Genomic DNA, 26758 nt, shown 5'->3' on the forward strand with positions numbered 1-26758 from the left:
GGCGCCGGCGGGGCCGGCGGAGACGGTGGCGTCGGCGGGCTCTTCGGCGGCGGCGGCAGGGGCGGCGACGCCGGCAACGGCGCCGCACCCGCCAACGGCGGCAGGGGCGGCGACGCCGTATTCATCGGCAACGGTGGGAACGGCGGGAATGGCACCGGCGGCGGAAACGGCGGAAACGGCGGCTTTGCCGGGCCGTTCGGCCACAGCGGGGCGCACGGTTTGCCGTAGCCCTGGCGAACCCCCCATGGTGCTGCCGGCCAAACGCTGTGATACTCGATGCAGCGTAGAGGGAGGAACGTCATGAAGCTCCGTCGTGGCCTGGCCGCGGGCGCCGGCATCTGCTCGGCCGTCGCGCTCGGAATCGCGTTGGAGTCGGGCGAACCGGCCGGTGCCGTCGCGCCGCCACCGGACGGCAATTACTCCTTCAATCAGGCGGGGGTCTCCGGGGTGACCTGGACGATCACGGCGCTGTGCGATCAGGTCAACGGAAGCCGCTACTACAAGGACTATTCAAACCCGGACATCATGGCGGACTTTTGCGCCCTGAACATCGTGAGCTCGACCGACGAACGGATCAGCCGACAGGACAAGCTGCAGAACTTCAGCGGCAGGGCCCGGCTGGTGAGCCAACGCTGGACCTTCAAAGTCGACATTGCCGACGGCGTTTCGTGCCCGGGCGGCGGCGCCGCGCCATCCACCGAAACCTATGCGTTTGACGACGAGACGCTGACCGGCACACACACCAGCCTGCATGGCCCGGAGTGCGGCCTGGAATCGGCGATGAGCAAGCAGCCGTTTTCGTTGGCACTCACCGGCCCTCCGCCCAGCCCGATCGAGCGTTATCCATTGCGGTGCAACGACATTGCGATGTGCTTCTGAGGGTCGGCCTGTTGCCCCACGGCCGGGAGTCACGCCAGCGCAACTGTGGGCGCCGAGCGTCACGCTAGCGTGACGCTCGACCGGCGCCTAGATCGGCGTGATGTAGGCGATCAGCCATTGCTTGCCGACTTTGGTGAAGTCGACCCGTAACCGGCTGCCGTCGTAGAGCGGCTGCCGTGACTTGTCGGTCACGGTGCGGTTCAGGTAGACCATCACCGACGCCGAATCGCGTTTGGCCGACATGACGCCCACGCCAACGACATTGGCCTGGACGACGACCTCACGCTTCTTCGCCTCCGGAATGATCTGCGCGTTGGCGCTCTTCTGGAACTCCTGGCGATAGGCGGGCGTCAGCAACGGGTACGCGGCCGACAGGCTGCGTTCGACGGTCTGATAGTCGTAGGCGAACACCTCGGGTATCTCCTTGGCGGCCAGCCCCGGCAACACCGCCCGCGCGGCCGCCTCGCCGCGCGTCTGCGCCCGCTCCCAGTAAAACCAACCCGAAGCCGCGGACAGGCCGACGAAGGCGGCCACCAGCAGGGAGCCCGCGACGGCGATCAGCCACCGCATCAGTTACCCCCGTCCGGATACTTCAGGTCGTAGCCGGTCATCCGCCCGCGCTCGTCCTCGTGCACGATCACCCGCAGCCGATACGGCATGGACGGCTTGTTCGTCCCGTCGATGTCGGCGACCGTAACCCGCACCGACACCAACACCGACGCGTTGTCGGTGACCGAATCGACCCCCTCCAGCGCGGCGCCGTTGACGACGGCTTCCGACGTCGCATTGGTCGAGCGGAACAGGCCCTTGAGGTTCTCAATGTTGTTGTTGGCGCCCAGCATTCCACGCAGCGGGCCGCTGGTGCCGTCGTAGAACCGGTTCACGCTCTCGTCGATGTTGTCCTGCTTGTAGCTGAACATGTTGACCACCGTCTGCGTGGCGGTGTCGACGAAGCGCTGATCGCGCGCCTGCGCCGCGTCGGCGTGCCGCTGCTGGACGACCAGCACGACCAGGCAGGCGGTCAGCGCGCCGACCGCCACCAGCGCGGCGGCGAACGACGTCCACAGCACCAGGGTCCGGTTCGACCGGCGCCGCGGCGGCGGCTTGACCGGCTTCAGGGTTGCAACAGGTTTCGCCGGCGACTTCGGTGGGGCCGCAACGTCGACCTTGACCGGAGCGGCCTCGCCCTTGGCCGGCCCCGCCGCACGCGAAGCACGGCGACGCACTCGCCGCGTCGCCGTCTCTGGCACTTCTGGGGCCACTACATCGGCCTCGGATCAAGCATCAGGTCCACCCAGTTCTCTGCGCTGGAGGCGCCACTGGCGCCGGCCGCGAACGTACCAGTCCCGCCGGCCGGGTCCACAAACGCTCCGGTGCGCTGGTCATAGGTGGTGTAGGCCGGGCCGCTGGCCTGCGGCGGTGGACCCTGCGGCGGCCCCCACGGCTTCTCCGGGCCCGGGCCCGCCGGCGGAGGGTTGATGCCCTCCGGCGGGGCTGGCGGTGGGAGCCACTTGGGGTAGGGAAGTATCGGCGGCACCGGTGGGACGCCTGGCGGCATCCACGACGGGTTGCCCGGCGGCGGCGGCCGGTCGTTGGGGGGCGGCGGGTCGAAGGCCGGCTGGTGCGGTGCCGGCCCCGGCCCCGGCACCACGCCGGGCGGGGGCGGTCCCACAATGGGAACGCCTGGATCGGGATCGGCACCCGGCGGTATGTACGGGAACTTGTTGGGCGGCAACACGTTCAGCCCGTTCGTCACCGGAGTGTCGTACGGCACCGGCGGCCCGCGCCACGGGTTGCGGCCGACCGGAACGTAGCCCTTCGGGTCGCGGCACAGCTGGATCGTCGGCGCCCGTTTGCCGGGGAACTCCTGACACGGGTAGTTGCGGGCACCGCGCACTGTGCTCGGATCGTTCTGCGCCGTCTTGCAATACATGTCCCTCGGGAGCTCGCGCAGCGTCTCGTCCGCCGGGGTGCGCATCAGCGGCGGGGGCAAAAAGCCGACGGCGCACGGGGGCGGGTCGTTCAGGTCGAGCTTGAAGTCCAGCTTGGCGCCCTCGTCCTGTGGGGCGCCGCCGGCGGCCGTGGTGATCGCCGCGAACAGCGCCGGCAGCACCACCAGCAGCTGCTCGATCGACTTGTGGTAGATGACGCCGACGCGGCCCAGGTTGGCCAGGCTGGCGGCCAACGCCGGGAACGACGGGCGGATGCCGGAGAACGCGGTGCTGGCCTCGTCGGTGGCGCCTGGGGCGGTGGCCAGCGTCTCGCGCAGTTGCGGGTCGGCCTGGCGCACCTCGGATGTAAAGCGCGCCAACCCATCCGACAGCGACTTGACGTCGGCGCCGGCGCGGATCTGGGCCTGCAGGAACGGGCCGGCCTGATCGATCAGCTGTGAGACCTGCGGGTAGTTGGCGTTCGCCTCGTCCACCAGCAGCCGGGCGGACTCGATCAGCCGGGCCAGCTCGGGACCCGACCCGTTGGCCGCGATGAAGGTCTCGTGCAGCAGCTCGCGCAGCCGGGTGTCGCCGAGGCTGTTGACCAGTGCCTCCGCCCGCTTCAACAGGTCGGCGACATCCTGACCGATCCGGGTGTTCTGCCGGTCGATCCGGGATCCGTTGTGCAGCTTGGTCGATGCCGGATTGCCCGGCGGCACCAAATCGATGTACTGCTCACCCACGGCGGAGACGCTCTTGACGGTGGCGGTGACGTTCGACGGTATGGGGGTGCCGCTGTTGAGCCGCATTTCGGCGGTGACGCCGTTGGGGTTGAGGCCCACCGACTCCACCCGACCGACCGCGACGCCGCGGTAGGTGACGTTGGCGTTCTTGTACAGACCGCCCCCGGCCACGAAATCGGCGCTGACGCCGTATGTTCCGAGGCCGAAGGTGGCGGGCAGCCGCAGGTAGAAGACGGCCATCACTGTCAGCGTGATGGCGGTGATCACCGCGAAGATGCCGAGCTGGACTTTGGTGAGCTTGTCGATCATGCGCGCCGCCCTACCGTCCCTCGGGACCCGAAGTCGTACCGGGCGGAATCTTGAACGGGTCGGCCGCCTGTCCGGACAGGTTCGCCAGCTCGCCCGTCAGGAAGTCGGGCGGGTTGAGCACCTCGCTCATGTGCATCATGTTTGGGTCGAGCGCATAAGAGGTGGTGAAGAACGTCTCACCGATCCGGCGCAGTGTCAGGTCGAAGGTGGTGAACACGTTGAGGTAGTCACCGCGCACCGACTGCTTGATGCCGAAGTTGGGGAACGGGAACGTCAGCAGGATCTGCAGCGAGGTGATGAAGTTCTTGCGATTGTCGCTGAGGGCCTTGACCACCGAGTACAGGCCCTTGAGGTCTTCGGCGAAGTCCACCTTGGTTTTTGCCAGGATGTGGGAGGTCACCGTCGCCAGCTTCTTCAAAGCGGCGAACGCCTCGACGATGTGGTCCCGATTCTTGTTGAGCACGCGGAGGGCCTCGGGCAGCGTGTCCAGCGCCCGGCCCAGGTTGTCCTTGTCGCGCGCCAGGATCGCGGAGAATCGGTTCAGCCCGTCGACCGCGTCGATGATGTCGTTGGTCTGCCGGTTGAGCCCCGCGGTCAATTCGGCGAGCCGGGGGATCAGGTCGACGAACTGGTCCTGGCGACCCGCGAAGGCCTGATAGGTCTCGTCGGTAATGTCTTCCAGCGCACCGAGATTGCCCTTGTTGACGACGACGCCCAATGCCGAGAGCACCTCTTCGGTGGTCGGATAGCGGCCCGTGTTGGCCTCGGTGATCCTCGAGCCATCCTTGAGCCGCCCGGTCGCCGGCTTGTCCTTGGGGCGCGCCAGGTCGATGTGCATCGAACCCAGCAACGACGTCTGGGCCACCGTCGCGGTCGAGTTCGCCGGCAACACCACATTCTTGTTCAGCGCGAGTTTCACCGCGGCATAGAACGATCCGTCGGAGCGCTGCTCGGCGGAAATGCCCGCGACGCTGCCGACGGTGACGTCGTCGACCATCACCGGTGAGTTCTGCGGCAGCGTCGCCACGTCGGGCATCTCGACGGTGATCGAATACGCGCCGCTGCCGTGGCCGGCCGTGCCGGGCATCGACAAGGAGTTGAGGCCGTTGAATTGACAACCGGCCAGCAGCGCGCCGCCTGCCGCTAACACCCCGCCGCGCAACCAGATTCGCCTCATCCGCCACCGCCCTGATCGGCCGGCGGCGCGCTCGGCGGGGGGCCAGGCAGCGGGCCATAGGCGTTGCCCGGGCCGGGACCCGGTGCCGGACCCGAGGACAGTCCGGCCGGCGGGGGGCCCGGGGCCGGCTGCGGCGCCGTCGGGACCAACAGCGCCTGCAAATCCGCTGGGTTCTGGGCGGCCGGCGGGAGGTGGGACCCCTGGGCCGGTATCCAGGTCAGCTGCGGAATCGGGGTGGCCGCCTTGGCCTGGGTCTCCGGGGTGTCGTAGATGATCTGGCCCTTGTACGCGGTGATCGTGTTGAGCGGGTGGAACATGACCGGCGGGTAGTTCACCGCGAGCCGGCGCAGCACCGGGCCGAGCCGCTCGCGGCAGATCTCGGCGCGCCGGTAGTAGTCGGGCGCTCGCGGTCCGCCGGCGGTCTCGAAGGAACCACCGCAGATGAACTGCACGGGGTTGGCGAATTCGGGGATGGACAACAAACCGTTCAGGGTGCCCTGCGCCGGGTCGTAGATGTTGTAGAAGTTCGCGATGCCCGGGCCGGCCACGTGCAACACCTGCTCGATGTTGTCGCTCTGGTCGTTCAACGTCTGCGCAAAGTCATTGAGGTTGTTGACCGTATCGATGATCGTCGAGTTGTTCTCGTGCAGGAATCCGCGGATGTCCGAGAGCGCCTGGTTGAGCGTGCCCAGGGTGTTGTCCAGATGCCGGGAGCTGTCGGCGAGCACCTGCGACACCGAGGCCACATTCCCGGCGAACTGCACGATCTGTTCGTTGCTCGCCGACAGCGCATCGACGAGCACCTGCAGGTTCTTGACCGTGCCGAAGATGTCGCTGCGCGAATCGCCCAGCCGCCCGGCGACCTGCGAGAGCTCGCGCAACGCGTTGTGGAACGACTCGCCCTTGCCGTCGAGCGTGTCAGCGGCCTGGTTGATCGCCTTGCCCAGCGGCCCCTGCATCGATCCCGTCGTCGGACCGAGCTGGACGGCCAGCTGCGTCAGGGACTCCTTCACCTCGTCCCACTCAACCGGCACCCCGGTGCGGTTCAGGTCGATGCTGCCGCCGTCGGGCAGCACCGCCCCGCCGGTGTACGCGGGGGTGAGCTGAATGAACCGCGCCGACACCAGGTTCGGCGAGATGATCACGGCCCGGGCATCTTTGGGGATCTTGACGTCCTTGGCCACCGACATGACGATCTTCACGTCGGAAGGCCGCGGCTCGATCGTGTCGATCGAACCGACCGGCACGCCCAGGATGCGGACCTGGTCGCCGGGATACAGACCGACGGCGGAGGTGAAGTAGCCGATGACGGTCCGGCTATTGCCTTGCGACGACAGCACATACACGCCTCCCACCAGCATCGCGACCAGCGCGATGATGATGCCGTAGCGCACGCTCCTGCTGCCCGTGAACCGTGTCATGGCGACTTCGGCCTGATGATCCAGCGTTCCTGAATCAGCCCGCGCAGGTAGTCGGCGAGGCTGGCCGGCAGCTTGCCCGGCTGGTAGAAGAAATCGAACATCGTCGCCACCAACGGCGCCGGGATCACACCGTAGACGTTGACGTTGAACCCGGGACCGGAACCGACGACCTCACCCAACTCGGTGGCATAGGTGGGCAGCCGCTTGAGCGCCTCGGTGATGTAGTCGCGCCGCTCGTTGAGGTTGGCCAGCACCAGGTTCAGCTTGCTCAGCGCCGGGCCGAACTCCTTGCGGTTGTCGGCGACAAAGCCGGAAATCTGTTGTGAGAGACCGCCGATGCCCGAGATCAGCTCGCCGATCGCGGCGCGCCGCTCGTCGAGCGCGGCGAACAACTCGTTGCCGTCGTCCACCAGCTTGTTGACCTGGTCGGCGCGCTGCGACAACACCCCCGTCACCGACTTCGCATGCGCCAGTAAGCCCTGCAGCGCCTCGTCGCGGCGGTTCAGCGTGCGGGACAACGATGTCACGCCGTCCAGCGCGCCGCGCAGTTCGGGCGTGGCGTCGTGCAGCGTGTCCGTGAGCACGTTCAAGGCCTGCTCGAACTGCGGCTTGTTCAGGTTGCTGGCGTTGTTACCCAGATCCTCGAGCGCGCCGGCCAGCGTGTACGGCGTCGTCGTGCGGCTCAGCGGAATCGTGGTCGCCTTGCCGCTGCCGGCGGGGGTCACCGCAATGGAGCGCTCACCGAGGATGGTGTCGGTGCGGATCGCAGCCATCGACTGATCGCCGACGACGACATGCCGGTCGACGCTGAAGGTCACCTTGGCGCTGTCGCCGGCCAGGCCGACCGAGGCCACCTTGCCCACTTTGAAGCCGGACACGTAAACGGAGTTGCCCGGGTTGATGCCGCCCGCGTCGGTGAAGTAGGCCTCGTACATCTTGCCCTGCGGAAAGAACGGCAGGTTCGCGTATCCGAACGCGATGAGCACCACGCAAACCACCAGCACCACACCGAAGATGCCGGTGCGCAGCGGGTCGCGTTCGCGCCTTGCGTTACTTGACAAAAGCGCACCTCCCCTTGCTGGGATCCACCGGGCCGCCGAACGGTATCAGGATGTCGCCGCCGGCCGGACCGTTGATCTTGATCGTCACCGAGCAGAAGTAGATGTTGAAGAAGGACCCGTACGCGCCGAGCGCGGCCAGCCGCAGGTAGTCCTCGCCGAGTTGCTCGACATCGTTGTTCACCTCGGCCTTGCGGTTGTCCAACTCGGTGGCCAGCGGTCGGGTGTTCTCGAGGATGCCCTGCAGCGGACGGCGCGAATTCTGCAGCAGCTCAGTCAAGTCCGTGGTGGTAGACGCCAGTGGGGGGATGGCCCCCGCGATCGAGTCCTTGTTCCTGGCCAGCCCGGTGATCAATTGCTGCAACTGGTCGACGCTGGCCGAGAACTGCGCGCTCTTCTGGTCGACGGTGCCCAACACGGTGTTGAGGTTGGTGATCGCGTCGCCGATCAGCTGGTCGCGCTGGCCCAGCGCCGACGAGAACGCGCTGGTGTCGGCGAGCACGTTGGACAACGCTCCGCCCTGGCCCTGCAACAACTGAATCACCGCGCTGCTGATGGTGTTGACCTTGTCGGCGTCCAGGCCCTTGACCAGGGGCCGCAGCCCGCCCAGCAGCGCGTCGAGATCCAGTGCGGGCTGGGTGTGTTGGGAGTTGATCGTGCCCCCCGGCGGCAGCTTACGCAGCTCCCCCGGGCCCGAGGTGATCTCCAAATAGCGGTCGCCGACCAGGTTTTCGTACCGGATCACCGCCCGCGTCGACGAATACAACGTGTAGCGGCTGTCCACCCCGAACTTCACGTCGATCGTGTTGTCCTGGTTGAGCTTCACGCCCGACACCGCGCCGACCGGCACGCCGGCGATGCGCACCTTTTGACCGGACTTCAGCTTCGACACGTCGGTGAACGTTGCGTGGTAAGTACTTTCGGGACCGAACCGGAAGTCGCCGAAGACCACCACCAGCGACGCACTCACCAATATCATGGCCACCGCGAAGATGCTGACCTTGATCAGCATCGACCGGTGCGACGGCATCCCCGCGGCCGCCATCAGAAGTCGTCCCGTTCCGCGAAAGCTCCATGGAACAGGAACTGCAGGGTGGAGGGCGCGTCGAACTGCAGCTCGGTGAACGGCTCGTACGGGATGTTGGCGTTGTCGGTGACGAGGAAGGGCGCCCGGTAGAACGACCCACCGGTCTGCTTGGTCGGGATGTCGGGCAGTCCGCGGCAGTTCGGACCGCCGGAGGCGTTGACGATCGGCAGGGATTCCGGATACGTGTACGACGGCGCACCCAGGACGAAGCTGGACGACGTGAACAGCCCGGCCTTGCGCACACCGATCAGCGGGGCGAATTCCTTGATGCCGCGCTCGACACCGGCGAAAAAGCAGCCGAATTCGGGCGAGTAGTCGTGGGCCACCTTGATCGGGGCGCGCAGCCTGTTGATGGCGTCGATGAAGTTCTGCTCGGCGGGTTCCAACGTCTCATAGGCGTTGTTGGACAAGCCGATCGCTGCCAGCAGCGTGTCGTTGAGGTCCTTCTGCTTGTCGACGACAGTCCGGTTGATGGTGGGCAGGTTGTCGAAGACGGCGTTGAGTTCGGGGGCGGCGTCGGCGTAGGTGTTGGTCACGATCCCGGCCTTGCGGAAGTCCTCCTGTAGGGCGGGCAGCTTCGGATTCGCCTGGCGCGCCAGCGTGTTCAGCCCGGACAGCAGCGATCCGAAGTCGTCGCCGTGGTTGCGCAGCCCTTCGGACAGCGCGCTCAGCGTGCCGTTGAGCTCCACCGGGTCGACCTTGTGGAGCAGGTCGATGAGCGATTGGAACAGCGTATTGACCTCGAGCGCCACCGCGGAGGCCTCGACGTGCGCGTCCGGGCGCAGGGATGTCGGCGAAGGGGCTTGGGGCGGAATGAATTCGACCGACTTTGCGCCGAAGATGGTATTGCCCGCGATGTGCACCGTCGCGTTAGAGGGGACGAAGTGCATCTGATCGCTGCTGATGGCCAACGTCAGCCGAGCCTGGTCACCGGAGTAGTCGATGCTGGTGACCTTGCCGATCTGGATGCCGCGGTACTTGACCTTGGCGCCCTTGTCCATCACCAGGCCCGCCCGTGGCGCCGAGACGGTGACGGTGTCGGTCGAGGCGAAGGCCGCGGTGTACGAAAGATAGGTGAGGACGGCGAAGGCCACGATCACGCCGGCCAGCAGCGCCGCTGCCAGCCGAACCGATGAGCGTCGTGATGCGCCGTCCGCCATGTCTTTTCGGGAGCTCCCTTCACCCGGAGAGGTTGAAGTTACCGGACGCGCCGTACACGGCCAGCGAGATGAACAAGGTGATGACGACCACGACGATCAGCGAAGTGCGCACGGCCTGACCGACCGCGATGCCGACGCCGACCGGGCCGCCGCTGGCGTTGTAGCCGTAATAGGTGTGCACCAGCATGACCGCGATGGCCATCACGATAGCCTGCAGGAACGACCACAGCAGGTCCGACGGGATGAGAAACGTATTGAAGTAGTGGTCGTAGAGGCCCTTGGACTGCCCGTTGATGTACACCGTGGTGAACCGGGCGGCGAAGAACGCGGCGAGCACCGACAGCGAGTACAGCGGAATGATCGCGATCAGGCCGGCGATCAGCCGGGTCGACACCAGGTAGGAAACCGACTGCACGGCCATGCATTCGACGGCGTCGATCTCCTCGGACACCCGCATCGCGCCCAATTGCGCGGTGGCGCCCGCCCCGATGGTGGCCGCCAGCGCGATGCCCGCGATCACCGGGGCGACGACGCGGACGTTGAGGAACGCCGACAGGAAGCCCGTCAGCGCCTCGATGCCGATGTTGCCCAGCGACGCATACCCCTGCACGGCGATGACGCCACCGGAGGCCAGGGTCAGGAAGGCCGCGACGCCGACCGTGCCGCCGATCATGACGAGAGCCCCCGCGCCCAGCGTCATTTCGGCGACGTTCCGGATCGTCTCCTTCCGATATTGGGTGAGCGCTTGCGGCACGTAACGCACTGTCTTGCCGTAGAACAACGCCTGCTCGCCGAAGTCGTCGATGGGCCCCTGCAGCCGCGACATGAAACGGCGAAACCGGAGGGTGGCGTCGTAGCTCATCGAGTGCTCACTTGGCGGTGATCCGCACGCCGACGGCGGTCATGACGACGTTGATGACGAACAGGCAGATGAACGCGTAGACGACGGTCTCGTTGACCGCGTTACCGACGCCCTTCGGTCCGCCCTTGACGGTCAGGCCGCGGTAACATCCGACCAGCCCGGCCATCACGCCGAACAGCAGCGCCTTGACTTCGGCGAGCACCAGCTCGCGCAGCCCGGTCAGCACGGTTAAGCCGTTGATGAAGGCGCCCGGGTTGACGCCCTGCAGGAAGACGGAAAACACATAACCGCCGGATAGGCCGATGGCGCACACCAGGCCGTTGAGGAGCAGCGCTACCACGGTCGACGCCAAAACCCTTGGCACCACGAGCCGGTGGACCGGGTCGATGCCGAGCACGCGCATCGCGTCGATCTCTTCCCGGATGGTGCGGGCACCCAGGTCGGCGCAGATCGCGGTGGCGCCCGCGCCGGCGACGACGAGCACCGTCACCACCGGGCCGAGCTGGGTGACGGTGCCGAAAGCCGTTCCGGCGCCCGACAAGTCGGCGGCTCCGATCTCGCTCAGCAGGATGTTGAGGGTGAACGCAACCAGCACGGTGAAGGGGATGGACACCAGCAGCGTCGGCACCAGCGACACGCGGGCGATCATCCACGTCTGTTCGAGGAACTCCCCCAATTGAAACGGCCGTCGAAAAGTCTCGCGGCCGGTGTCGATCATCATCTCGAAGAACCCGCCCACAGCGCGGGCGGGAACCGAAAGTTGTTCTATCAACTTGGCCGCCCCCCTCTGCTGCTCGCGGCGAAGCCTGTGTGTCGCCTTAACGTTGTCTTCGGTCGCATGCGGCTCGGTGTAAGCCGGATCATATTAACTCAGAGAACGAGCACCATGTCAATGAACAGCATTTCCGTATCCGAACCGTTAATTTGTCCAGGTCAGGGGTGTTGCTGAGGGTTCAATCTGACACGTGTTCTACTTGGCATTTTCAGCTCGAAAAGCGCGTTTAGCCCGTCATTGCTCCATGAGGTTGACGGCGGAAAAGTTCCGCTCCGGATCGCGTCCAGCAAAGTATTTCTGGAGGGCGCCGCTGAGCTGGCCGGGCTCCCAGGCCGGCCCGTCCGCCTTGAATCTGTGCTCCGCCGTCGGTGCGGCCACAAGTGTCACCTGCGGTCCGTAAACGATGAACACCTGCCCATTGACTTCCGCGGCAGCGGGCGATGACAAGAACTTGACCAGGCTCACCACGTGCTCGGGCGAGAGCGGGTCGATGCCGCCTTCCTCCACCTCCGGCGCGTCGCCGAAGACGTCGGCCGTCATCGCCGTGCGCGCCCGCGGGCAGATCGCGTTCGCGCACACCCCGTAGCGTCCCAGCGCCCGCGCGGCCGTGAGGGTGAGCGAGATGATGCCGGCCTTGGCCGCGCCGTAGTTGGCCTGCCCCACCGGCCCCACCAGGCCCGCTTCCGACGCGGTGTTGACGATCCTGCCGAAGATCTGACCGCCCGCGTCCTTGGCCTTACCGCGCCAATAGGTGGCCGCGTTGCGGGTCAGCAGGAAGTGGCCGCGCAGGTGCACGGCGATGACGAGGTCCCATTCCTCATCGGACATGTTGAACAGCATCCGGTCACGGGTGATCCCGGCGTTGTTCACGACGATGTCCAGGCCGCCCAGCCCGTCGGCGGTGGCGACGAGCTCGTCGGCGGTCGCGCGCTGGCTAATGTCGCCCGCCACCGCGACCGCCTTGGCCCCTGCCGAGTTGATCTCGTCGATGACGTCGGAGGCGTCCAGCGCCGCGGCGATGTCGTTGACGACGACGGTGGCGCCGAGCCCGGCCAGGCCGAGCGCCTCGGCGCGTCCCAGCCCCGCGGCCGCGCCGGTCACCACCGCGACCTTTCCGGATAGATCGGTCGCGTTTGTGCTGCTAGTCAATTTATGAATACCTCTAGTCTGTGTTCAGTCTTCACGGAGCAGCGCGGCGCGCGGGCACTCGGCGATCGCCTGCTCGGCCAGCTGCTCCCGGTCGGGCGGAATCGGATCGATCTTCACGACGGCATAGTCTTCATCGTCCAGATCGAAGAGGTCGGGTGCGATTCCCAAGCACACCGCGTTCCCTTCACACCGGTCACGATCCACGATCACCCGCACGGCACCCTCCTCGAAACTGGCCCTCAACCTGAGCACACGCCCTATCGGTTCGTAGGTCCACCATAGGGCCCCGGTGCGCCAGGCGAAACGGTCGCTGGATTCCCAGACTAGAACGTGTTACAACCGGGGAGGCGAACGGGTAGCCGTTGGTCGAGCTACGCGTGTCACGTTAACCAAAGGACGGCTGGAATGCGCATCAGTTACACCCCTGAACAGGAGGAGCTGCGTCGCGAGCTGCGGTCGTACTTCACCAAGCTCATGACCCCGGAGCGCCGCGCGGCGCTGACGTCGACCGAGGGCGAGGTCGGGACCGGCAACGCGTATCGCGACACCGTCGCGCAGATGGGGAAGGACGGGTGGCTCACCCTGAACTGGCCCAAGGAGTACGGCGGCCAGGACCGCTCCCCGATGGATTCGCTGATCTTCACCGATGAGGCCGCGATCGCCGGCGTGCCGGTGCCGTTCCTGACGATCAACAGCGTGGCGCCGACGATCATGGCCTTCGGCACCGACGAGCAGAAGAAGTTTTTCCTGCCCAAGATCGCGGCCGGCGAACTGCACTTCTCGATCGGCTACTCCGAGCCCGGCGCCGGCACCGACCTGGCCAACCTTCGCACCACCGCCGTGCGGGACGGCGACGACTACGTGATCAACGGCCAGAAGATGTGGACCAGCCTGATCGCCTACGCCGACTGGGTCTGGCTGGCGGTGCGCACCAACCCGGAGGCCAAGAAGCACCGCGGCATTTCGATGCTGACCGTGCCGACCACCGCCGAGGGCTTCTCCTGGACGCCGGTGCACACCATGGCCGGTGTGGACACCAGTGCCACGTATTACTCCGACGTGCGGGTGCCCGTGACCAACTTGATCGGCGAGGAGAACGGCGGCTGGAAGCTGGTGACCAACCAGCTCAACCACGAGCGGGTTGCGTTGGTGTCGCCGCAACCGATCTTCCTGGCCCTGCGCGAGGTTCGCGAGTGGGCGCAGAACACCAAGGACGGCGGCGGGGCCCGGCTCATCGACTCCGAGTGGGTTCAGCTGAATCTGGCCCGGGTGCACGCCAAGGCCGAGGTGCTCAAGCTGATCAACTGGGAGCTCGCGTCGTCGGACAGCGAATCGCTGAACCCGGCGGACGCGTCGGCGGCCAAGGTCTACGGGACCGAGCTGGCCACCGAGGCCTACCGGCTGCTGATGGAGGTGCTCGGCACCGCGGCGACGGTCCGCCAGGATTCGCCGGGTTCGCTGCTGCGCAGCCGGGTCGAGCGGATGCACCGCGCCTGCCTGATCCTGACCTTCGGCGGCGGCACCAACGAAGTGCAGCGCGACATCATCGGGATGGTCGCGCTGGGCCTCCCCCGAGCCAACCGCTAGAGCTTCTCTCTATATATATAAGGACGAACATTCATGGACTTCACGACGACAGAAGCGGCACAGGACCTCGGCGGGTTGGTCGACACCATCGTGGATGCGGTGTGCACGCCGCAGCACCACCGCGAGCTGGACGGGCTGGAGCAACGATTCGACCGCTCGCTGTGGGACAAGCTGGTCGAGGCCGACATCCTGACCAGCGCGGCGCCGGCGGCATTGGGTGGCGACGGCTTCGGCGTGCTCGAGCAGGTCGCCATTCTGGTGGCGCTGGGCCACCAACTGGCCGCGGTGCCCTACCTGGAATCGGTAATGCTGGGCGCCGGGGCGCTGGCCCGGTTCGGCTCCGAGGAGCTGCAGCAGGCCTGGGGCGCCCAGGCGGTGCGAGGGGAAAAGATCCTCACCGTCGCGCTCGACGGCGAGATGGGTGAGGGCGCGGTGCAAGCGGTCAGCGACGGTGCGGGCTACCGGCTGACCGGGACGCGCACCCAGATCGGCTTTGCGCCCGTCTCCGACGCATTCCTGGTTCCGGCCGAAACCGATTCCGGGACAGCCGTTTTCCTCGTCGCAGCCGACGACCCGGGCGTCACGGTGACGGCGCTGCAAACCACGGGGCGGGGCAGCGTCGGGCACCTGGCCCTGGACGGGACGCAGGTGGACGCCGGACGAATCGTCGGCGACGGGGTTGTGGTCGCCTGGCTCGACACGCTGATTAATTTGGGGCGCAGCGCCTTCCAGCTCGGGGTGCTCGAGCGGGGATTGCAAATGACGGCCGAATACGCGCGCACCCGCGAGCAATTCGACCGCCCGATCGGCAGCTTCCAGGCGGTGGGACAGCGACTGGCCGACGGGTACATCGACGTCAAGGGCCTGCGGCTGACGCTCACCCAGGCGGCCTGGCGGGTCTCGGAGGACATGGCCGCCGACATCGACGTCGCCAGCGCGGCGTTCTGGGCCGCCGACGCCGGGCACCGGGTGGCGCACACCATCGTGCACATCCACGGTGGCGTCGGCGTCGACACCGATCACCCGGTGCACCGTTACTTCCTGGCCGCCAAGGAGATCGAGTTCGCGTTGCACGGTGCCACCGGACAGTTGCGCCGCATCGGCCGCGAACTGGCGGAAACGCCGGCCTGAGGGCGACGTCCGTGGAACAGGCGGGGTCACCGTGGGCTTCGTGATCCCAGCCGACCCGACCGTCACCAAGCTCCTGGTTCCGCTGGCCGAAATCGACGACCGCGGCGTCTATTTCGAGGACACGTTCGTCAGCTGGCGTGATCACCTCCGGCACGGTGCCGCGATCGCGGCGACGCTGCGTGAGCGCCTCGACCCGGCCAAGCCGCCGCACGTCGGCGTGCTGCTGGAGAACACCCCGTTCTTCTCGGCGATGCTGGTGGCAGCCGGGATGTCCGGCATCGTGCCGGTGGGGCTCAATCCGGTGCGGCGCGGTGAGGCGCTGGCCCGCGACATCGCCCACGCCGACTGTCAAGTGGTGCTGGCCGATTCGAAGTCGGCCGAGCCGCTGGGCGACATCGAGCATGTCAACGTCGAGTCCGCGGCGTGGGCCGCCGAGGTGGACGCGCATCGCGACGCGGAGCCCCGTTTTCAGTCCGCCTCGGCCGCGGACCTGTTCATGCTGATCTTCACCTCGGGCACCAGCGGGGAACCCAAGGCGGTGAAGTGTAGCCACGGCAAGGTCGCGATCGCCGGTGTGACGATGACGCAGCGCTTCGGCCTAGGGCGCGACGACGTCTGCTACGTGTCGATGCCGCTGTTTCATTCCAATGCAGTACTGGTCGGCTGGGCGGTGGCCGCCGCGTGCCAGGGGTCAATGGCGTTGCGGCGCAAATTCTCCGCGTCTGGATTCTTGCCGGACGTCCGCCGCTACGGCGCCACCTACGCCAACTACGTCGGCAAGCCGTTGTCGTACGTGCTCGCCACGCCGGAGCGGCCCGACGACGCGGACAACCCGCTGCGGGCGGTCTACGGCAACGAGGGCGTGCCCGGCGACATCGAACGCTTCGGCCGCAGGTTCGGCTGCGTCGTGCAGGACGGCTTCGGCTCGACCGAGGGCGGGGTGGCGATCGCCCGCACGCCCGACACCCCGCCGGGCGCGCTGGGCCCACTGCCGGACGGCGTCGAGATCGTCGACCCCGACACCGGCGAGCCGTGCCCCGTCGGGGTGGTCGGCGAGATCGTGAACACCGCCGGGCCGGGCCGCTTCGAGGGTTACTACAACGACGAGGCCGCCGAGGCAGAGCGGATGGCCGGCGGCATCTACCACAGCGGTGATCTGGGCTACCGCGACGAGGCCGGCTACGTGTATTTCGCTGGACGGCTGGGTGATTGGATGCGGGTGGACGGGGAGAACCTAGGCGCGGCCCCGATCGAGCGCGTGCTGCTGCGCTACCCCGACGCCACCGAGGTCGCGGTGTACGCGGTGCCCGACCCGGTCGTCGGCGACCAGGTGATGGCCGCGTTGGTCATGGCGGCCGGCGTCGAGTTCGATCCCGAAAAGTTCCGGGCCTTCCTCGCCGAACAACCCGACCTGGGCCCCAAGCAGTGGCCGTCGTACGTGCGGGTGAGCGCGGAGCTGCCGCGAACGGTGACCTTCAAGGTGCTCAAGCGCCAGTTGTCGGCGCAGGGTGTCGACTGCGGTGATCCGGTATGGCCGATTCGCCGCTAGCGCCCGCGATCGAAGCGAGCTTCGAGAAGCTGGCCGCCACCGTCCCGGCGACCATCGGCATCGCGATCGCTCCCCCGGGTGTTGCCGAGGTGTACTCGTGGGGCCGATGGTCGTCCGGCGTCGCATGGTCAACGATCAAGGTGCCGTTGACGATTGCGGCCCTGCGCGCCGACCCGGGGCGTGCCGAAGATCTGGTCGTCAAGGCCATCACCGAATCCGACAACCATGCCTCCGAGCAGTTGTGGTCCCAGCTGGGCGAGCCCGCGGAGGCCGCCGGGCGGGTGCGGGCCGTCGTCAACGAATGCGGCGATCCGGACACCGTGGTCGAATCACAACGACTTCGCCGCGGCTACACCGCTTTTGGGCAGACGCAATGGGCGCTGCGCCGGCAGGCGCGATTCGCCGCCCAGCTTCCGGGCCTCGCCGACGCGGCCACGGTCGTCGACCTCATGCGGCGCCTCACGCCCGCCCAACGATGGGGGTTGGCCGCCAAAGGGTTTGCGGCCAAGGGGGGTTGGGGCCCGGGCGTGCGCGGCGACTACCTGGTCCGGCAATTCGGCATCGTGCCAACGGATTCCGGGCACGTGGGTGTGGGAGTGGCCGCCCAGGCGCACGCGTTCGAGGCCGGTGTCGAGGTTGTCGACGCGATGACGGACTGGCTCGTCGCACACCTCCCGGCGCTGAGCGAGCGGTGAGGCGGCGCACAGCCGCCCGATCCTAGCCCGTCAGTGAGGGCACCACGGCGTCAATCAGATGCGGCCCCGGTTCGGCCAGGGCCACGCGGAGGGCATCGGCGAACTCCTCAGCCGTGGTGACGCGCCGCGCTGGAACTCCCATGCCCTCGGCGATCTTGACGAAATCCATTGTGGGACGTGACAAGTCCAGCAGATCGAGCGCCTTCGGGCCGGGCGACGACCCGGCCCCGACGCGCCCCAGCTCGATCCGCAGGATGTCGTAGGCGCTGTTGTCGTAGAGCACGGTGGTCACGTTGAGGTTTTCGCGCGCCTGGGTCCACAACCCCGAGATCGTGTACATCGACGACCCGTCGGATTCCAGGCACAGCACCGGACGATCGGGCGCGGCCACCGCTGCCCCCACCGCGGCGGGAATGCCGTAGCCGATCGCGCCGCCGGTCAGCGTCAGCCAATCATGGGCCGGCGCACCGGCCGTGGCCCGCTCCAGCATGATGCCCGACGTGTTCGACTCGTCGACGACGATCGCCCCTTCCGGCAGGAGCGCCCCGATCACCTCGGCCGCCGACGCGGACGTCAGCGCACCGGTGGGCAGCTGCGGACGCGATGCGGCCGCCATCGGCGCGACCGTCCCGGGCGCCAGCTCGTCGGCCAATGCGGCCAAAGCCTTTGCGGCGCAGTTGTATTCAGCGAGCACGTGCACCTGGCAGCCGGCCGGCACCAGGTCGCTGGGCATGCCCGGGTAGGCGAAGAACGACACCGGCGACTTGGCGCCCGCCAGCACCAGGTGCTTGGCGCCGTTGAGCTGGGCGGTGGCCGCCTCGGCGAAGTAGGCCAGCCGCTCGACGGCGGGGACTCCCGCGCCGCGCTCCAGCCGGGTCGGGAACGTCTCGCACAACAGCCTGGTCCCGGTCGCCTCGGCGATGCGGGCCGCGGCCGCCAGCCCGGGCCCTCGGGTGGCGTCGCCGCCGATCATGAGCACCGCGGGCTCCCCCGAACGCAAAACCTCGAGCACCTCGGACGCCAGGGCGGGATCGGGTCGCGGCGGCTCGGCGGGCGGTGTTCGCGCCGGCTGACCGCCGTCCGACCAGGACACGTCGGCGGGGAGGATCAGCGTCGAAATCTGCGATCCCGACCGGCTGGCGGCGATCGCCTCCGCGGCGTCGGACGCGACGTCGGCGGTCTGCTCGGTGCGGCGCAGCCATCCCGAGACGGTGCCGGCCAGGGCGTCGATGTCGGATTCCAGTGGGGCGTCGTACTTTTTGTGATAGGTGGCGTGGTCGCCGACGACCACCACCATCGGCACCCGGGCGCGGCGCGCGTTGTGCAGGTTGGCGAGGCCGTTACCCAGCCCGGGGCCCAGGTGCAACAGCACCGCGGCCGGCCGACCGGCCATGCGCGCGTATCCGTCGGCCGCGCCGGTGGCCACTCCCTCGAAAAGGGCCAGCACGCCGCGCATTTGGGGCACCGCGTCAAGTGCGGCCACGAAGTGCATCTCCGACGTGCCGGGATTGGCAAAGCACACGTCGACGCCGCCGTCGACCAGGGTATTGATCAGGGCTTGTGCGCCGTTCACCTGTTTTCCTCCAGTTTGAAAACGCGTTGGGCGTTGCCGCGCAAGAAGTCCCGGCGGGCGTCGTCGCTGAGCCCAAGTTCGTCCAGTCCCGCGAGAGCGTGGGTGTGGATGATCATCGGGTAGTTGGTGCCGAACAAGACCTTGCGTTGCCCGGTGCCGGTTTTCATGAACCTGACGAGCTCTTCCGGCAGCCGCTTGATGGTGTAGGCCGAGGTGTCGATGTAGACGTTCTCGTGCTTGCGGGCGACGGCCACCATCTCCTCGGTCCACGGGTAGCCGACGTGGCCGCAAACGATGACCAGTTCGGGAAAATCGAGGGCCACTTGGTCGATGTAGGGAATCGGCCGGCCGGTCTCCGACGGCCGCAGCGGGCCGGTGTGGCCGACCTGGGTGCAGAACGGCACCCCGGACTCCACGCATTCGGCGAACAGCGGGTAGTAGCGGCGGTCGGTGGGCGGTGCGTCCCACAGCCAGGGCACCACCCGCAAGCCGACGAATCCCTCCTTCAGGCGGCGCCGCAGCTCGCGGACCGCGACCATCGGGCGATCGAGGTCGACCGTGGCCAGACCGGCAAAACGGGTCGGGTGCGACCGCACCCATCCCGCGACCTCGTCGTTGGAGACCAAGTCCTGGCCGGCCGGGCCGAGCCACGCACTCAGCAGGCCGAAGTCGACGCCGGCGGCGTCCATCGCCGCGAGGGTTGCTTCGATCGGGATGTCGGTGTCGGGGATCGATCCCCCGGTCCAACGCCGCAGCGAGGCCAGCATGTCGCTGCGCAGAAACCGTTGCGTCGGATGTTGCATCCACACGTCGATCGTCATCGCGATTCGACTCTAGACCCACCACACCGTGGGTCACGCGGCTAGGAGCCGATCAGGTTGTTACGTGGCTCGCATGCACTTCGTCGGCGGGGCGCGCCTCGGTCTGCTCCTTGGCCCACCGGTAGTCGGGCTTGCCCGCGGGCGACCGCTTGACCTCGTCGACCAGCCAAAGGCTGCGCGGCACTTTGTATCCCGCGATCTCGGAGCGCACGAAGCTGTCCAGCTCCGCCAGCGAGGGCCGCGCACCGACCCGCGGCTGCACGACGGCGGCCACGTGCTGCCCGTAGCGGGGATCGGGCACGCCGACCACCAGGGCGTCGAAGACGTCGGGGTGGCCCTTGAGCGCCGCCTCGACCTCCTCGGGGTAGATCTTCTCGCCGCCGCTGTTGATCGACACCGAGCCGCGGCCCAGCATCGTGACCGTGCCGTCCTCCTCGACCAAGGCCCAGTCGCCCGGGATCGCGTAGCGAACACCGTTGATGGTCCGGAACGTTTCGGCCGTCTTCTTCTCGTCCTTGTAGTAGCCGACCGGGATGTTGCCCTTCTTGGCGATGAAACCGCGCACGCCCGAGCCGGGCTTCACCTCGTTGCCGTCCTCGTCGAGCACGACGGTGCGGTGGTCGATCGTGACGCGGGGCCCACCGCTGTGCGGGGCGTCTTTGGCGACGATGCTGGTGCCACCAAAGCCGGTCTCCGAGGAGCCGATCGAGTCGGTGATGACCCGGTTGGGCAGCAGCTCGAGCAGGCGCTCCTTGATGCTCGGCGAGAACAACGCCGCGGTGCTGCCCAGCATGAACAGCGACGAAAGGTCGTAGTCGTTTTGCCGGTCAAGCGCATCGAGCAACGGCCGGGCCATCGCGTCGCCGGTGAAGAACAGCATGTTCACCTTATGATCGTGGATCGTGCGCCAGACCTCGTCGGCGTTGAATTCCGGTGCCAGCACGGTGGTTTGGCCCGAGAAGAGCGACCTCCAGGTGGCCGACTGGGTGGCGCCGTGGATCATCGGCGGAACCGGATAGTTGATCATCGGCGGGTTGGCGGCGGCGGCCTTGGCCAGATCGTATTCGTCCTTGACGAATTCGCCCGTGGCGAAGTCGGTTCCACCGAGCAGCACCCGGTAGACGTCCTCGTGGCGCCACATCACGCCCTTGGGAAAGCCCGTCGTGCCACCCGTATACAGCAGGTAGATGTCGTCGGCGCTGCGCGGAGCGAAGTCGCGCTCCGGCGAGCCCTGCGCGATCGCCGCGTAGAACTCGACGCCGCCATAGCGCTGGTAGTCGTTGTCCGAAATATCCGAGCCGTCCTCGACGACCAGGATCGTCTTGACGTTCGGGGTGTCCGGCAGCACGTTGGCGACCCGGTCGGAGTACTGGCGCTCGTGCACCAGCGCGACCATGTCGGAGTTGTCGAACAGGTAGCGCAGCTCGCCCTCGACGTAGCGGTAGTTGACGTTGACGATGATGGCGCCGGCCTTGACGATGCCGAGCATCGCGATGACGATCTCGATGCGGTTGCGGCAGTACAGCCCGACCTTGTCGTCCTTCTTGACACCCTGGTCGATCAGGTAGTGGGCGAAGCGGTTGGCCTTCTCCTCCAGCTGGGCGTAGGTCAGCTTCTCGTCGCCGCAGATGAGGGCAACACGGTCAGGCACAGCGTCGATGGCGTGCTCGGCAAGGTCGGCAATATTCAGGGCCACGGCCACCAAATTAGAACGTGTTACATTTCTTGACAAGCTCACCCCCAACGTCGACGGAAAGGCACCCGCCGTGGCCGAGTCTTCAGCAAACGAACAAACGGGACCTGACGCACTCGTCGAACAGCGCGGTCACACCCTGATCGTCACCTTGAACCGGCCGCACGCCCGCAACGCGCTGAGCACCGAAATGATGGAAATCATGGTGCAGGCCTGGGACCGAGTCGACAACGACGACGACATTCGGTGCTGCATCCTGACGGGGGCCGGTGGCTACTTCTGCGCCGGCATGGACCTCAAGACGGCAACCAAGAAACCACCGGGCGACTCGTTCAAGGACGGCAGCTACGACCCGTCACGGATCGACGCGTTGCTGAAGGGGCGCCGGCTGACAAAACCGCTCATCGCGGCCGTCGAGGGACCCGCGATCGCCGGAGGAACCGAGATCCTGCAGGGCACCGACATCCGGGTGGCCGGTGAGAGCGCCAAATTCGGCATCTCGGAAGCCAAGTGGAGCCTGTATCCGATGGGCGGGTCCGCCGTGCGGCTGGTGCGGCAGATCCCCTACACGGTCGCCTGCGACCTGCTGCTGACCGGACGGCACATCACCGCCGCCGAGGCGAAGGAGATGGGCCTGATCGGGCACGTCGTCCCGGACGGTCAGGCGCTGACCAAGGCGCTGGAGATCGCCGAGATCATCGAGAACAACGGCCCGCTCGCCGTGCAGGCGATCCTGCGGGCGATCCGGGAGACCGAGGGATTGCACGAGAACGACGCGTTCAAGATCGACACCCAGATCGGCATCAAGGTGTTCCTGTCCGACGACGCCAAGGAAGGTCCGCGGGCGTTCGCCGAGAAGCGCAAGCCCAACTTCCAGAACCGCTGACGCACCATTCGCCACACCAGCACCTCGGCCGGGCGAGTGCCTTCGTGCCCGCCTCACAGCGACAGACGCCCGTAGGTTGCGCGATCACACCCGCCGTATCGACGACTTGTCGCTCGGAGGCGGGCACAACGCATGGTGCTTTCCGCCAGAGGCCAATGGTGCTGATGTGACGAAGGCCCGCGCCAGGCGCAAACCGATGCTCAGCCCAGCGGCGCGCTCGGCGTGAACGCCACCGGCATCTGCTCCAGGCCGGAGACGAAGTTCGCCGGGCGCAACGGCAGCGCCGCGTCCGACGCCAGCCGCAAGTCCGGCAGACGCTGCAGCAGCCGCGTCTGCATGATCGACAACTCGAGCCGCGCGAGCTGATTGCCGAGGCAGAAGTGCGTCCCGAAGCCGAACGCCAGATGGTTGTTCGGGTAGCGCTCGATGTTGAAGCTCTCCGGATCCTCGAAGACCTTCTCATCGAAGTTGGCCGACTCGAACAACAGGATCATCTTTTCGCCCTGGCGCAGCGCCGTGCCGTGGAATTCGGTGTCGGCGGTGATGGTGCGGGCCATGTTCTTCACCGGCGCAGTCCAGCGCAACATCTCTTCGATCGCGTTGGGCAGCAGGCTCAGATCGTCGACCAACCGCCGGTGCTGATCGGGATGCAACAGCAGCTGCCGGGTGCCGCCGGACAGCGTGTGGCGGGTGGTCTCGTCGCCGCCGATCAGCAGCAGCAGAACCTCGGTGACGATCTGGTGGTCCTCCAGGCGTGACCCCTCGACCTCCGCGTGCACCAGGACGCTGACGAGATCGTCCGTCGACTCGGCCTTTCGGGCCGCGATCATTCCCATCATGTATTCGCTGTAGGCGGCGAAGGCGTCCATGGTGACCTGGATATCGGCTTCGGCCGCGGTGCTGCTCAACGCGCCGACCAACTCGTCGGACCACTTGAGGAACATCGCGCGTTCCTCCGGCAGCACGCCCAGCATGTCACCGATGACCGCCATCGGCAGCGGCGCGGCGAGGTCCCAGACGAAGTCGCACTCGCCGCGTTCGCACACCGCGTCGATCAGCGTGTCGCACAGCGAAACAATCTTGGACTCCTGGTCTTTCACGCGCTTGCGGGTGAATCCGGAGTTGACGAGCTTGCGGCGCAACAGATGTTGCGGATCGTCCATCTCGATCATCATCTCGACGCCGTCTTGGTCGGGCCGGATGCCGCCGGCGTTCGAAAACAACTCGGGGTTGCGCTCGGCATCGATGACGGCCTGATACGTCGACGCGGCGGCCAGCCCGTTGCGGTCCCGGAAGACCGGCTCGTTCTCCCGCATCCAGCGGTAGACGGCGTGCGAGTCACCGGCGTAGAAGGTTCCGTCGGTCAGGTCCACATCGGGTCTGGTCACTGACGTCACGGTCATGAGATCTCCTGAGCATCGCCGAAGGTCATCTGTACGTTGTCGACCGAACTGGACAGCATGGCACGCTTCGGAAGGCCCAGCGACGCCAGCTCTTTCGCGTAGGGGTGATCGCCCAGCCGGACGCGCACCCCGCCGAATCGGGTGCGCACGCCGTCCAGCGTGTGTTCGAAGGAGGTCTCGCGGGTGACGCCGTCGCGGTGCGAGTAGGTGCGCTGCGCCTGCTGGCGCGGGGTCAGCGAAAACGGCAGGCCCCGACGGAATTCCATGTCGACCACCAGTTGCCCGTCTATCGCGCAGTCGAATGCGAAATCACGGCCCTCGCGAACGGTGAAGTCCGCCATGACTTTCGGGTACCCCCAGATCTTGGTCCCCGCCTCCAGCGTGAACGGCTGGTCGACAGGCAGGTGGTGGATGAAGGCGCCGGCCGACTGCAGCGCGCGCGGTCCGCTGGCCGCAGAGCCCGGCGGGTTGACCATCACGCTGGTGCCGAATTCGTAGTACTGGCCGAGGTCACCGTCGATGTAGTGCATCAGCATCAGCACGACAACCGTGCGGCCCGGCAGGTAACGGCAGACCTGCAGGCCGCTGTAGTCGATCAGGCGTTGCGCGGCGTCGGCGTCCACCGAGAACATCGCCATGTGCTGATTTGCCCGGCGGATCCGCACCGGCATCGTGAGTACGGTGCCGGCGATCGTGTGTTGCGAGGCTGTCATCGGGCCAATCTAGAACGCGTTCTATTCGGACGGCAATACCGGGCTAGACCAACGTAGCAAGCTCGCTGATCTGCTCGGCATTGCGGCCGTTGACCACCATCATCGTCACGCCCGCGGCCTCCCACACCTTCACCTGCTTACGGACGTAGTCGATGTCGCCGACGATCGCGGCGTCGTCGACCAGCTCGTCGGGGATGACCTCGGCGGCTCGTTCTTTGCCGTCCTTTTGTCCACTGCGGAAGAGCTTGGTGACGTCATCGACGACCTCGGAGTAGCCCATCCGGCGGTAGACGTCGGCGTGGAAGTTGGTGTCCTCGGCGCCCATGCCGCCCATGTACAGCGCCAAATAGGGCTTCATGGCCGCGAAGGCGCCGCCGCGGTCGTCGGTGATGACGATGGTGGCCGTCGCACAGATCTCGAAGTCCTTCCGGGTACGACGGGCACCGGGACGGGCGAAGCCCTCGTCGAGCCATTCGTTGTACATGTCGGCGAGCCGCGGGGTGTAGAAGATCGGCAGCCAACCGTCGCAGATCTCGGCGGCCAACGCCACGTTCTTGGGGCCCTCGGCGCCCAGCATGATCGGGATGTCGGCCCGCAGCGGATGGGTGATGGGCTTGAGCGGCTTGCCCAGCCCGGTTGTCGCAGGAAACCCGGCCCCGTCCTTCAGTGGAAGCGGGTAGTGCGGCCCGGCGCTGGTCACCGGCTTTTCCCGGGCCCATACCTGCCGCAGGATGTCGATGTATTCACGGGTGCGGGCCAGCGGCTTCGGGAAGGACTGGCCGTACCAGCCCTCCACCACCTGTGGGCCGGACACGCCCAGCCCCAGGATGTGCCGGCCCCCGGACAGGTGGTCGAGCGTCAGGGCCGCCATCGCGCACGCCGTGGGCGTCCGCGCCGACAGCTGCACCACCGACGTGCCCAGCCGCACCCGCGACGTCGACGAGCCGTACCAGGCCAGCGGCGTGTAGGCGTCCGATCCCCACGCCTCGGCGGTGAAGACGGCGTCGAATCCGGCCTCCTCGGCCGCCGCGACGAGCTCCGCGTGGTTCTCCGGCGGTTGGGCGCCCCAATACCCCAGCTGCAACCCCAGCTTCATGATGAGTGCCTCTCCTGACCCGATGTTGAAACGATTCTTAGAACCTGTTCTACTCGATGGCGTGACAGCCAGTTCGAGCAGCCCGACCTTGATGGATCACCCTGAGCCACCGCTCTCCGCGCCACTGACGTTGTCATTCGACTACACCCGTTCGGTGGGCGCCACGCTGAGCAAGTTCTTCACCGCGTTGCGTGACCGCCGCATCCTCGGGGTGCGCGGATCGGATGGCCGGGTGCATGTGCCGCCGGCGGAATATGACCCGGTTACCTACGAGCCGCTGGGCGAGATGGTACCGGTGTCGAGCGTCGGCACCGTCGCGTCCTGGACGTGGCAGCCCGAGCCGATCGAGGGCCAGCCGCTGGACCGGCCCTTCGCGTGGGCGCTGATCAAGCTGGACGGCGCAGACACCCTGCTGATGCACGCCATTGATGTGGGAGCTGCTGGTCCTTCGGGCATCCACACCGGCGCCCGGGTGCACGCGCACTGGGCCGACGAGACGGTGGGCGCGATCACCGATATCGCCTACTTCGCGCTGGGTGAGGAGGCCGAGCCGGAAGGTCCCGCCAGCGACCAGGACCCCGTCACTATGATCGTCACGCCGGTCTCGCTGACCATTCAGCACAGCGCGTCGCACGAGGAGAGCGCTTACCTGCGCGCCATCGCGGAGGGCAAGCTGCTGGGCGCAAAAACTGGCGAGAACGGAAAGGTGTATTTCCCGCCACACGGCGCGGACCCGGCCACTGGCCTGCCGACCACCGACTTCGTCGAGCTGCCCGACAAGGGCACGGTGACGACGTTCGCGATCATCAACATTCCGTTCCAGGGCCAACGCATCAAGCCGCCTTACGTGGCCGCCTACGTGCTGCTCGACGGCGCCGACATCCCGTTCCTGCATCTCGTCGCCGACATCGACGCGCACGAGGTGCGAATGGGCATGCGCGTCGAGGCGGTCTGGAAACCCCGCGACGAGTGGGGATTCGGCATCGACAACATCGAGTACTTCCGGCCGACCGGTGAACCCGACGCCGAGTACGACACCTACAAGCACCACCTGTAAAGG

At 67.1% G+C, this 26758-nt stretch carries 26 protein-coding genes; 8 read left to right on the forward strand and 18 right to left on the reverse strand.

Annotated features, from left to right (window positions below; genetic code table 11):
- Both N415_RS18755 and N415_RS18760 read left to right on the forward strand, forming a co-directional pair.
- On the forward strand, positions 1 to 228 hold a 228-nt coding region (locus tag N415_RS18755; protein WP_081665353.1), incomplete at its 5' end, for a hypothetical protein.
- Between the two features lie 72 nt (positions 229 to 300).
- Positions 301 to 879, forward strand: a complete 579-nt coding sequence (locus N415_RS18760) for a hypothetical protein (protein ID WP_068185211.1) — start codon at positions 301 to 303, stop codon at positions 877 to 879.
- 87 nt (positions 880 to 966) lie between these two features.
- Here N415_RS18760 and N415_RS18765 read toward each other — a convergent pair whose 3' ends face one another.
- The 12 genes from N415_RS18765 to N415_RS18820 all read right to left on the reverse strand — a co-directional run bounded on the left by N415_RS18765 (position 967) and on the right by N415_RS18820 (position 12767).
- Entirely contained in the window at positions 967 to 1449 is a 483-nt protein-coding gene (locus N415_RS18765; protein ID WP_068105387.1) for a mammalian cell entry protein, read from the reverse strand.
- On the reverse strand, positions 1449 to 2141 hold the full coding sequence (locus tag N415_RS18770) for a mammalian cell entry protein (protein WP_068185214.1): 693 nt from the start codon (positions 2139 to 2141) through the stop codon (positions 1449 to 1451). The genes N415_RS18765 and N415_RS18770 overlap by 1 nt, the downstream gene beginning before the upstream one ends.
- A complete protein-coding gene (locus tag N415_RS18775) occupies positions 2141 to 3862 on the reverse strand; it encodes a virulence factor Mce family protein (protein WP_068185216.1) in 1722 nt (573 codons plus the stop codon). The genes N415_RS18770 and N415_RS18775 overlap by 1 nt, the downstream gene beginning before the upstream one ends.
- Before the next feature lie 10 nt (positions 3863 to 3872).
- Positions 3873 to 5039, reverse strand: coding sequence for a virulence factor Mce family protein (locus N415_RS18780; protein ID WP_068185218.1), 1167 nt, complete (start codon positions 5037 to 5039; stop codon positions 3873 to 3875).
- Entirely contained in the window at positions 5036 to 6460 is a 1425-nt protein-coding gene (locus N415_RS18785; RefSeq protein WP_068185221.1) for a virulence factor Mce family protein, read from the reverse strand. The genes N415_RS18780 and N415_RS18785 overlap by 4 nt, the downstream gene beginning before the upstream one ends.
- Positions 6457 to 7545: a virulence factor Mce family protein gene (locus tag N415_RS18790; RefSeq protein WP_193376483.1), complete on the reverse strand. Its 1089-nt coding sequence runs from the start codon at positions 7543 to 7545 to the stop codon at positions 6457 to 6459. Before N415_RS18790 ends, N415_RS18785 begins: the two co-directional genes overlap by 4 nt.
- Positions 7511 to 8563, reverse strand: coding sequence for an MCE family protein (locus N415_RS18795; RefSeq protein ID WP_068185229.1), 1053 nt, complete (start codon positions 8561 to 8563; stop codon positions 7511 to 7513). Before N415_RS18795 ends, N415_RS18790 begins: the two co-directional genes overlap by 35 nt.
- Positions 8563 to 9765: an MCE family protein gene (locus N415_RS18800; RefSeq protein WP_068185232.1), complete on the reverse strand. Its 1203-nt coding sequence runs from the start codon at positions 9763 to 9765 to the stop codon at positions 8563 to 8565. The genes N415_RS18795 and N415_RS18800 overlap by 1 nt, the downstream gene beginning before the upstream one ends.
- A 19-nt stretch (positions 9766 to 9784) precedes the next feature.
- Entirely contained in the window at positions 9785 to 10627 is an 843-nt protein-coding gene (locus N415_RS18805) for an ABC transporter permease (protein ID WP_068105412.1), read from the reverse strand.
- A 7-nt stretch (positions 10628 to 10634) separates the two neighbouring features.
- Positions 10635 to 11399 (reverse strand): ABC transporter permease, encoded by a 765-nt coding sequence (locus N415_RS18810; RefSeq protein WP_068185235.1) that lies wholly within the window; start codon positions 11397 to 11399, stop codon positions 10635 to 10637.
- A gap of 237 nt (positions 11400 to 11636) precedes the next feature.
- Positions 11637 to 12551 (reverse strand): 3-oxoacyl-ACP reductase, encoded by a 915-nt coding sequence (locus N415_RS18815; protein WP_068185237.1) that lies wholly within the window; start codon positions 12549 to 12551, stop codon positions 11637 to 11639.
- A gap of 24 nt (positions 12552 to 12575) precedes the next feature.
- Positions 12576 to 12767 carry a ferredoxin gene (locus N415_RS18820; RefSeq protein WP_068105780.1) on the reverse strand — a complete coding sequence of 64 codons (192 nt, stop codon included), beginning with the start codon at positions 12765 to 12767 and terminating at the stop codon, positions 12576 to 12578.
- Between the two features lie 189 nt (positions 12768 to 12956).
- On the opposite strand from N415_RS18820, the gene N415_RS18825 reads away from it, so the two are divergent.
- Genes N415_RS18825 through N415_RS18840 form a run of 4 tightly spaced genes read left to right on the forward strand, consistent with a single transcriptional unit; the run spans position 12957 to position 17513 of the window.
- A complete protein-coding gene (locus tag N415_RS18825; protein ID WP_068105420.1) occupies positions 12957 to 14138 on the forward strand; it encodes an acyl-CoA dehydrogenase in 1182 nt (393 codons plus the stop codon).
- Positions 14139 to 14171: 33 nt separating this feature from the next.
- Positions 14172 to 15269, forward strand: a complete 1098-nt coding sequence (locus N415_RS18830; protein ID WP_068185239.1) for an acyl-CoA dehydrogenase family protein — start codon at positions 14172 to 14174, stop codon at positions 15267 to 15269.
- Between the two features lie 40 nt (positions 15270 to 15309).
- Positions 15310 to 16818, forward strand: coding sequence for a long-chain-fatty-acid--CoA ligase FadD17 (gene fadD17, locus N415_RS18835; protein ID WP_152531472.1), 1509 nt, complete (start codon positions 15310 to 15312; stop codon positions 16816 to 16818).
- Positions 16800 to 17513 carry a hypothetical protein gene (locus tag N415_RS18840; protein ID WP_068185241.1) on the forward strand — a complete coding sequence of 238 codons (714 nt, stop codon included), beginning with the start codon at positions 16800 to 16802 and terminating at the stop codon, positions 17511 to 17513. Before fadD17 ends, N415_RS18840 begins: the two co-directional genes overlap by 19 nt.
- Positions 17514 to 17535: 22 nt before the next feature.
- On the opposite strand, the gene N415_RS18845 is transcribed toward N415_RS18840, so the two are convergent.
- The 3 genes from N415_RS18845 to N415_RS18855 are packed head-to-tail and all read right to left on the reverse strand — an operon-like array spanning position 17536 to position 21609.
- Positions 17536 to 19086, reverse strand: coding sequence for an acetolactate synthase large subunit (locus tag N415_RS18845; RefSeq protein WP_068185243.1), 1551 nt, complete (start codon positions 19084 to 19086; stop codon positions 17536 to 17538).
- Positions 19083 to 19907: an amidohydrolase family protein gene (locus N415_RS18850; RefSeq protein ID WP_068185246.1), complete on the reverse strand. Its 825-nt coding sequence runs from the start codon at positions 19905 to 19907 to the stop codon at positions 19083 to 19085. Before N415_RS18850 ends, N415_RS18845 begins: the two co-directional genes overlap by 4 nt.
- A 52-nt stretch (positions 19908 to 19959) precedes the next feature.
- A complete protein-coding gene (locus tag N415_RS18855) occupies positions 19960 to 21609 on the reverse strand; it encodes an acyl-CoA synthetase (RefSeq protein ID WP_068185249.1) in 1650 nt (549 codons plus the stop codon).
- A gap of 64 nt (positions 21610 to 21673) precedes the next feature.
- Between N415_RS18855 and N415_RS18860 the strand changes: the two genes are divergently transcribed.
- A complete protein-coding gene (locus tag N415_RS18860; RefSeq protein WP_068185251.1) occupies positions 21674 to 22486 on the forward strand; it encodes a crotonase/enoyl-CoA hydratase family protein in 813 nt (270 codons plus the stop codon).
- 200 nt (positions 22487 to 22686) lie between these two features.
- Here N415_RS18860 and N415_RS18865 read toward each other — a convergent pair whose 3' ends face one another.
- From N415_RS18865 to N415_RS18875, 3 genes are read right to left on the reverse strand one after another with little or no spacing between them, the layout of a single operon-like run.
- Entirely contained in the window at positions 22687 to 23889 is a 1203-nt protein-coding gene (locus N415_RS18865; RefSeq protein ID WP_068185254.1) for a cytochrome P450, read from the reverse strand.
- Entirely contained in the window at positions 23886 to 24602 is a 717-nt protein-coding gene (locus N415_RS18870; protein WP_068185257.1) for an acetoacetate decarboxylase family protein, read from the reverse strand. Before N415_RS18870 ends, N415_RS18865 begins: the two co-directional genes overlap by 4 nt.
- 43 nt (positions 24603 to 24645) lie before the next feature.
- Entirely contained in the window at positions 24646 to 25698 is a 1053-nt protein-coding gene (locus tag N415_RS18875; protein ID WP_068185260.1) for an LLM class F420-dependent oxidoreductase, read from the reverse strand.
- Between the two features lie 61 nt (positions 25699 to 25759).
- Between N415_RS18875 and N415_RS18880 the strand changes: the two genes are divergently transcribed.
- Complete coding sequence (locus N415_RS18880) at positions 25760 to 26755, forward strand: OB-fold nucleic acid binding domain-containing protein (protein ID WP_193376481.1); 996 nt, start codon at positions 25760 to 25762, stop codon at positions 26753 to 26755.
- Positions 26756 to 26758 lie beyond the last annotated feature (3 nt).

The sequence above is a fragment of the Mycobacterium sp. UM_CSW genome (genome assembly GCF_000455205.1).
Lineage (GTDB): Bacteria > Actinomycetota > Actinomycetes > Mycobacteriales > Mycobacteriaceae > Mycobacterium.

Excerpts from the sequence above, each read along its gene's own strand:
- N415_RS18870 (WP_068185257.1), bottom strand. The coding sequence starts at position 24,602 with ATGACAGCCTCGCAACACACGATCGCCGGCACCGTACTCACGATGCCG.
- N415_RS18875 (WP_068185260.1), bottom strand. The coding sequence starts at position 25,698 with ATGAAGCTGGGGTTGCAGCTGGGGTATTGGGGCGCCCAACCGCCGGAG.
- N415_RS18825 (WP_068105420.1), top strand. The coding sequence starts at position 12,957 with ATGCGCATCAGTTACACCCCTGAACAGGAGGAGCTGCGTCGCGAGCTG.
- N415_RS18775 (WP_068185216.1), bottom strand. The coding sequence starts at position 3,862 with ATGATCGACAAGCTCACCAAAGTCCAGCTCGGCATCTTCGCGGTGATC.
- N415_RS18795 (WP_068185229.1), bottom strand. The coding sequence starts at position 8,563 with ATGGCGGCCGCGGGGATGCCGTCGCACCGGTCGATGCTGATCAAGGTC.
- N415_RS18785 (WP_068185221.1), bottom strand. The coding sequence starts at position 6,460 with ATGACACGGTTCACGGGCAGCAGGAGCGTGCGCTACGGCATCATCATC.
- N415_RS18865 (WP_068185254.1), bottom strand. The coding sequence starts at position 23,889 with ATGACCGTGACGTCAGTGACCAGACCCGATGTGGACCTGACCGACGGA.
- N415_RS18805 (WP_068105412.1), bottom strand. The coding sequence starts at position 10,627 with ATGAGCTACGACGCCACCCTCCGGTTTCGCCGTTTCATGTCGCGGCTG.
- N415_RS18830 (WP_068185239.1), top strand. The coding sequence starts at position 14,172 with ATGGACTTCACGACGACAGAAGCGGCACAGGACCTCGGCGGGTTGGTC.
- N415_RS18800 (WP_068185232.1), bottom strand. The coding sequence starts at position 9,765 with ATGGCGGACGGCGCATCACGACGCTCATCGGTTCGGCTGGCAGCGGCG.
- N415_RS18850 (WP_068185246.1), bottom strand. The coding sequence starts at position 19,907 with ATGACGATCGACGTGTGGATGCAACATCCGACGCAACGGTTTCTGCGC.
- N415_RS18765 (WP_068105387.1), bottom strand. The coding sequence starts at position 1,449 with ATGCGGTGGCTGATCGCCGTCGCGGGCTCCCTGCTGGTGGCCGCCTTC.
- N415_RS18760 (WP_068185211.1), top strand. The coding sequence starts at position 301 with ATGAAGCTCCGTCGTGGCCTGGCCGCGGGCGCCGGCATCTGCTCGGCC.
- N415_RS18840 (WP_068185241.1), top strand. The coding sequence starts at position 16,800 with ATGGCCGATTCGCCGCTAGCGCCCGCGATCGAAGCGAGCTTCGAGAAG.
- N415_RS18780 (WP_068185218.1), bottom strand. The coding sequence starts at position 5,039 with ATGAGGCGAATCTGGTTGCGCGGCGGGGTGTTAGCGGCAGGCGGCGCG.